The following is a 6,129-nucleotide window of genomic DNA, read 5'->3' as shown; positions in this document are numbered from 1 at the left end:
GCCGCCTCCCGGCCCGGGGTCCGTGCGATGGCTAGGAGGGGATGGCCGCCCACGAGGAGGCCGACGGGAGGCCGACCGGGCCCGGCTCGACGCGCAGCAGGCGGCCGGCCAGCGGCTCGGCGGCACGCCCGGCGTCGGTTCCGTCGACGCTGGCCGTGGTCACGAACAGCTCGGCCAGCCCCGCCCCGCCGAACGCGCAGCTTGTCGGCCGGGACACCGGCAACGGCAGGACCGCGTCCTGCTGGCCGCCCGGGGTGAACCTGCGCAGCACGCCGCCGCCCCACATGGCCACCCAGACGCAGCCGTCCGCGTCGACGGTGAGCCCGTCCGGTACGCCGGCCACGTGGGAGAGGTCGGCGAACACGCGCCGCTGGAACGCCTCGCCGGTCGCCGGGTCGTAGTCGAACACGTCGAGCCGCCGCATCGGCGAGTCCGCGTAGTACATGCGCGAGCCGTCCGGGCTCCAGCCGAGCCCGTTGGAGACCGTCACGCCCTTCACGACCGGGGTCAGCACGCGGCCGGGATCGAGCCGGTAGAGCTCGCCGAGCGGTTCGGTCTCGCCGGTGTGCATCGTCCCGGCCCAGACCCGGCCCGCCGGGTCGACCGACGCGTCGTTGAACCGGACGGCGTCGCGGGCGGGCAGTTCGGCGATCGTGTGCTCGGTCCACTGCGCCCCGCCGGCCCGGGGCTTGTGCAACCGCAGCCGGTTTCCCCCCGCGGTCAGCAGCCCGCCGCCGAGCGCGGGGAACGCCGCCGACACCGGGCCGATCGCGACGGTGACCGTGTCGCCGGACCGAAGCTGCGTGCGGTGCAGCAGCCCGTTCGGGATGTCCACCCAGAGCAGGCAGGAATCTTCGGGAACCCAGTACGGGCCCTCGCCAAGCACGGCTGTCACATCGCCGACTGGCTCGGCCGCGGCCGACGTGCGCACGTCCACCATCGATGGCCGCTCCTTCGTCACTCCCGCCCGTCGCGGAGGCTAACTGACGTCTACCCAGTTGAGGGTCCGCTCGATCGCCTTCTTCCAGCCGGCGTAGCCGGCTTCGCGGCGGTCCTGGGTCCAGGTGGGTTCCCAGCGCCGCGATTCGCGCCAGTTCGCCCGCAGTTCGGCCGGGTCCCGCCAGAACCCGGCCGCCAGGCCGGCCGCGTAGGCAGCGCCCAGCGCGGTGGTCTCGGCGACCACCGGACGGCTGACCGGCACGCCGAGGATGTCGGCCTGCAGCTGCATGCACAGGTCGTTGGCGGTCACGCCGCCGTCCACCTTGAGCACGTCGAGGGTGACGCCTGAGTCCGCGGCCATCGCCTCCACCACGTCCCTGGTCTGGTAGCAGATCGCCTCGAGCGTGGCGCGGGCCAGGTGCGCGTTGGTGTGGAACCGGGACAGCCCGACGATCGCGCCGCGCGCGTCGGCGCGCCAGTACGGCGCGAACAGGCCGGAGAACGCCGGCACGAAGTACAGCCCTGACGTGTCGTCGACCTGCCTGGCCAGGTCCTCGCTGTGCGCGGCGCCGCTGATGATGCCGAGCTGGTCGCGCAGCCACTGCACGGCCGCGCCGGTCACCGCGACCGAGCCTTCGAGGGCGAAGACAGGGGGTTGGGGAGTGGCAGGGGCGAAGACGGGGGGCGGCGGGGCGGCGGGCGCGGATGGCCGGGCATGCGGGTCGGGCGCGGCCGACGGGCGTACCGCGGCGAACTGGTAGGCGACGGTGGTGAGCAGGCCGGACTTCGACTCGTGCAGCTGCGACCCGGTGTTCAGCACGAGGAAGTTGCCGGTGCCGTAGGTGTTCTTCGCCTCCCCCGGCGCGAAGCACACCTGGCCCATCGTCGCCGCCTGCTGGTCGCCGAGCAGCGCGCCGAGCAGGACCTCGCCGGCGAACGGGCCGGGCAGCGCGGTGACGCCGTAGTCGTGCGCCGACGGCGCGATCCGCGCCAGCATCGCGCGCGGCACGCCGAAGAACCCGCACAGCTCCTCGTCCCAGTCAAGCGTGCGCAGGTCCATCAGCATCGTGCGGCTGGCGTTGGTCACGTCGGTGGCGTGCACGCCGCCGGACGTGCCGCCGGTCAGGTTCCACAGCAGCCAGGAGTCGACCGTGCCGAACAGCGCGTCGCCGCGTTCGGCGTCCGCGCGCAAAAAGGCGTCGCGCTCGAGCAGCCACTGCAGCTTGCCGCCCGAGAAGTACGTCGCGGGCGGCAGGCCGGCCTTGTGCCTGATCACCGCGCCGTGGCCGCTTTTTTCTTGCATGGCGGCGATCCGGTCGGTCCTGGTGTCCTGCCAGACGATCGCGTTCGCGTACGGGACGCCGGTGCGGCGGTTCCACACGACCGTGGTCTCCCGCTGGTTCGCGATCCCGACCGCGGCCAGGTCGCGCGCGGACAGGCCGCTGGCGTTGAGGGTGGCCGCGATCACCGTCCTTGTCCGCTCCCAGATCTCCAGCGGATCGTGCTCGACCCAGCCCGGCCGCGGCAGTATCTGCTGGTGCTCGAGCTGGCGCCTGGCGACCTCGTTGCCCGCGTGGTCGAAGACCATGAACCTGGTGCTCGTGGTGCCCTGATCGACAGCCCCGACGAAATCGGCCAACGCGGTCTCCCTTGACCAAGTGCTGACCCGGGGGAGGCGGCCCGGATCGTTCGGGATAAGTGTTTCAGTGCCCGCGGGGCGACGGCGAGCGCGGTCGGGGCCGCGGGCGGGGCAATGGGTGCGGCGCGACGTCGACACGCCTGGCCGCGGTGGCGGAAGATGTCTTGCGTGCGTATCGACACAACTGGCGTGCTCATCGCCGGCGGCGGGCCGGCCGGGCTCGCGGCGGCCGCCGAGCTGAGCCTGCACGGCGTCGGGTGCGTGCTCGTCGAACCGCGGGAGCGGGTGTCCCACCAGCGGCCGCGGGCCAAGACGTCGAGCGTGCGGACGATGGAGCACCTGCGCCGCTGGGGGCTGGCCGCCGCGGTGCGCGCCGCGGCGCCGCTCAAGGTCGCCTGGTCGCAGCGGGTCACGTTCTGCGAGTCGCTGACCGGCGCGCGGATCACCGATTTCGACGGGGCGTTCGGGCTGACGACCGAGCGTGACGAGCGGTTCGCCGAGCCGGGGCAGCAGGTGCCGCAGCCTGCGGTGGAAGAGGTGCTGCGGGCGCACCTGGCCAGGCAGCCGCGGGTCGACATGCGGCTCGGGCACGCGGTCACGGCGCTGGCCGAAGACGGCGACGGCGTGACCGTGACCGTGCGCGGCGCGGCGGGCGAGACGTACCTGGTCCGGGCGGACTACGTGCTCGGCTGCGATGGCTACGCGGGCGTGACCCGCGAGCTGGCCGGCGCTCGCTACAACGGGCGGTCCGATCCGCGGCCGAACTTCAACGTGGTGTTCCGCGCCCCCGCGCTCGATCCCCAGCTCGGCCGGGCGGTGCAGTACTGGACGCTGACCGCGGCCACCAAGGGGCTGACCGGCCGGCTCGACCTGGCCGGCACGTGGTGGGCGATCATGCCGGGCGTCGCGCCTGAGTACGGCCTCGCGCACGCCGCCGAGCTGATCACGGGGCTGATCGGCGCTCCTGTCGAGCACGAGCTGCTCGCCAGCGACCCGTGGACGGCGCGGGCGCTCGTCGCGGACACGTTCGGCACCCGGCGGGTGTTCCTCGTCGGCGAGACCGCGCACGTGAACCCGCCCTACGGCGGCCACGGGTACAACACGTGCGTCGGCGACGCGGTCAACATCGGGTGGAAGCTCGCGTTCGTGCTGCACGGCTGGGCGCCGCCCGCGCTGCTTGACAGCTATGAGCCGGAGCGGCGCGGCGTGGCCGAACAGACCGTCGCCAGCGCGGCGGCGAACATGACCGCGCTGCCCGCGGACCTGGCCGCGGACGCGGCGGCCATCCGGCGCGTGAAGTCCCCGGAGTTCCACAACCTCGGGCTGGTGCTCGGCTACTCCTACGCCGGGTCGCCGGTGGTGCAGGGGGGCGGCGGTGCTCCGGTCGCCGACGTGGGCACGTACACCCCGTCCGCCGAGCCGGGCGCGCGGCTGCCGCACTGCTGGCTGCCGGACGGGACTTCGCTGTATGACCAGCTCGGCACCGGGTTCACGCTCGTAGCGCCGGCCGGCGCGGGGGACGCAGCCGTGGCGGATTTTTCCGAACGAGCCCGGGCGCTGCGGATACCGCTGACCGTGACTGCCTCGCCGCCGGACTACCCCTGGCGCGGGGAGTTCCTCCTGGTCAGGCCCGACCAGCACATCGCCTGGCGGGCGGAGCACCCGGCGGGCATCGACCTGGCGGCCGCGGTGGGGCGGCCCAGGTAAGGCGGCGGCCGCGGCCCGTGCGGCGGCCGCCGGGCCGGCCGGCGTCCCGCGGGTCGCTGCCAGGAACGGCCGCGGAGCGTCCGTACCATGGAAGCGGAGGCCCGCTGCCGACGACGGGACTCGGGGAGGAGAGGTCGCCCATGTCCGGCGTTCTTGACGCCCGCGACCGGAGTACCGCGCTGCACAAGCTGGCCGCGGGGCCGCTCGACGTGCTGGTCATCGGCGGCGGCGTCACCGGGGCGGGCGCCGCGCTCGACGCCGCCGCCCGCGGGCTGCGGGTGGGCCTCGTCGAGGCACGCGACCTGGCGTCGGGCACGTCGAGCCGGTCGAGCAAGCTGATCCACGGCGGGCTGCGGTACCTGGAGCAGGGCGACTTCAAGCTGGTCAGGGAGGCGCTGCGGGAACGCGACCTGCTCGTGACGAGGCTCGCGCCGCACCTGGTGCGGCCGGTGCCGTTCCTTTACCCGCTGTACAGGAAGGTGGTCGAGCGGCCCTACGTGGGCGCCGGCCTGGTGATCTACGACGCGATGGAGGGCACCAAGCGGCCCGTCCCGCACCACCGGCACCTGACCGCGCGCGGCGCGCTGCGGCGGGCGCCCGCGCTGCGGCCCGAGCGGCTCGCCGGGGCGATGGTCTATTACGACGCGCAGGTGGACGACGCCCGGCACACGCTCACGGTCGCCAGGACGGCGGCCGCGCACGGCGCGACCGTGCTCACCCGGGCGACCGCCACCGCGCTGCTGCGGCAGGGCGACGGCGCGCGGGTGACCGGCGCGCGGGTGCGGGACGAGGAGAGCGGCCGGTCGTTCGACGTGCGGGCCGGCTGCGTGGTGGTGTGCGCCGGGGTATGGACCGACCTCGTGCACTCACTCGGCGGAGTGCGCCCCGGCTACGAGGTGCGGATGTCCAAGGGCGTGCACCTGGTGGTGCCGCGGGCGGCGATCGACGCAGAGACCGGGGTGATCGTGCGCACGGACAAGAGCGTGCTGTTCTTCATCCCGTGGGGCGAGCGGTGGATCGTGGGGACCACCGACACCGACTGGACCGGCGACCGCGCCGAGCCGACGGCCAGCAGCAAGGACGTCGACTACATCCTCGCCTCGGCCAACCGGGTGCTGGCCGCGCCGCTGACCCGCGCGGACGTGATCGGCGTCTACGCGGGGCTGCGGCCGCTTGTCGCGGCGGCGGCGGACACGCCGACCACCAAGCTGTCCCGCGAGCACGTCGTCGACGCGCCGTTGCCGGGGCTCGTCTCGGTCGCCGGCGGGAAGTTCACGACCTACCGGCTGATGGCGCGGGACGTGGTCGACGCGGCGGTGGCCGACTTCGGGCGCCCGGTGCCCGAGTCCGTCACCGGTCAGCTGCCGCTGCTCGGGGCGGACGGGCTGCCGGCGGTGCGCGCCGCGGCGCAGCGGCTCGCCGAGGACTACGAGGTGCCGATCGCGGCGGTCGAGCACCTGCTGACCAGGTACGGCTCGCTCGTCCCGGAGGTGCTCGAGCCGGTCCGCCGCGACCGGTCGCTGGCCCGGCCGCTGCTCGCGGGCTACCAGTACCTGCGCGCCGAAGTCAGCTACGCGGTCACCCACGAGGGCGCGCTGCACGTCGAGGACGTGCTCGCGCGCAGGATCCGGCTGCTCATCGAATCGCCGGACGCGGGCGCGGCGGCGGCGCCCGAGGTCGCCGCGATCATGGGCGGCCTGCTCGGCTGGAGCCGCCGTAGGCGCGCCCTGGAGGTCCGCCAGTACGAGGAGTTCGCGGCGGCCGCCGCCGAGGCGCTGCAGCCCGCCACCGAGCTGCCCGAGCCTGCGGAGACGGTCCCGGTGCCCGCCTAGCACCGCGCGCCG

The 6,129-nt window shown here is 74.4% G+C and carries 4 protein-coding genes; 2 read left to right on the top strand and 2 right to left on the bottom strand.

All coding sequences use genetic code 11. The annotated features are described in order from the left end of the window. Positions 1-31: 31 nt before the first annotated feature. Positions 32-940, bottom strand: coding sequence for an SMP-30/gluconolactonase/LRE family protein (locus Q1N79_RS29850; protein WP_300614461.1), 909 nt, complete (start codon positions 938-940; stop codon positions 32-34). 39 nt (positions 941-979) lie between these two features. Continuing rightward, positions 980-2,578, bottom strand: a complete 1,599-nt coding sequence (gene glpK / locus Q1N79_RS29845) for a glycerol kinase GlpK (RefSeq protein WP_300614460.1) — start codon at positions 2,576-2,578, stop codon at positions 980-982. Between the two features lie 168 nt (positions 2,579-2,746). Here glpK and Q1N79_RS29840 point away from each other — a divergent pair, with 168 nt between their 5' ends. Next, on the top strand, positions 2,747-4,285 hold the full coding sequence (locus Q1N79_RS29840; protein ID WP_300614459.1) for an FAD-dependent monooxygenase: 1,539 nt from the start codon (positions 2,747-2,749) through the stop codon (positions 4,283-4,285). 140 nt (positions 4,286-4,425) lie between these two features. Then, a complete protein-coding gene (locus Q1N79_RS29835) occupies positions 4,426-6,117 on the top strand; it encodes a glycerol-3-phosphate dehydrogenase/oxidase (protein ID WP_300614458.1) in 1,692 nt (563 codons plus the stop codon). Positions 6,118-6,129 lie beyond the last annotated feature (12 nt).

It is taken from the genome of Trebonia sp., from assembly GCF_030042015.1.
GTDB lineage: Bacteria > Actinomycetota > Actinomycetes > Streptosporangiales > Streptosporangiaceae > Trebonia.
Note: the sequence above shows the minus strand (reverse complement) of the source record. Positions and strands in the feature narration are given on the sequence as shown.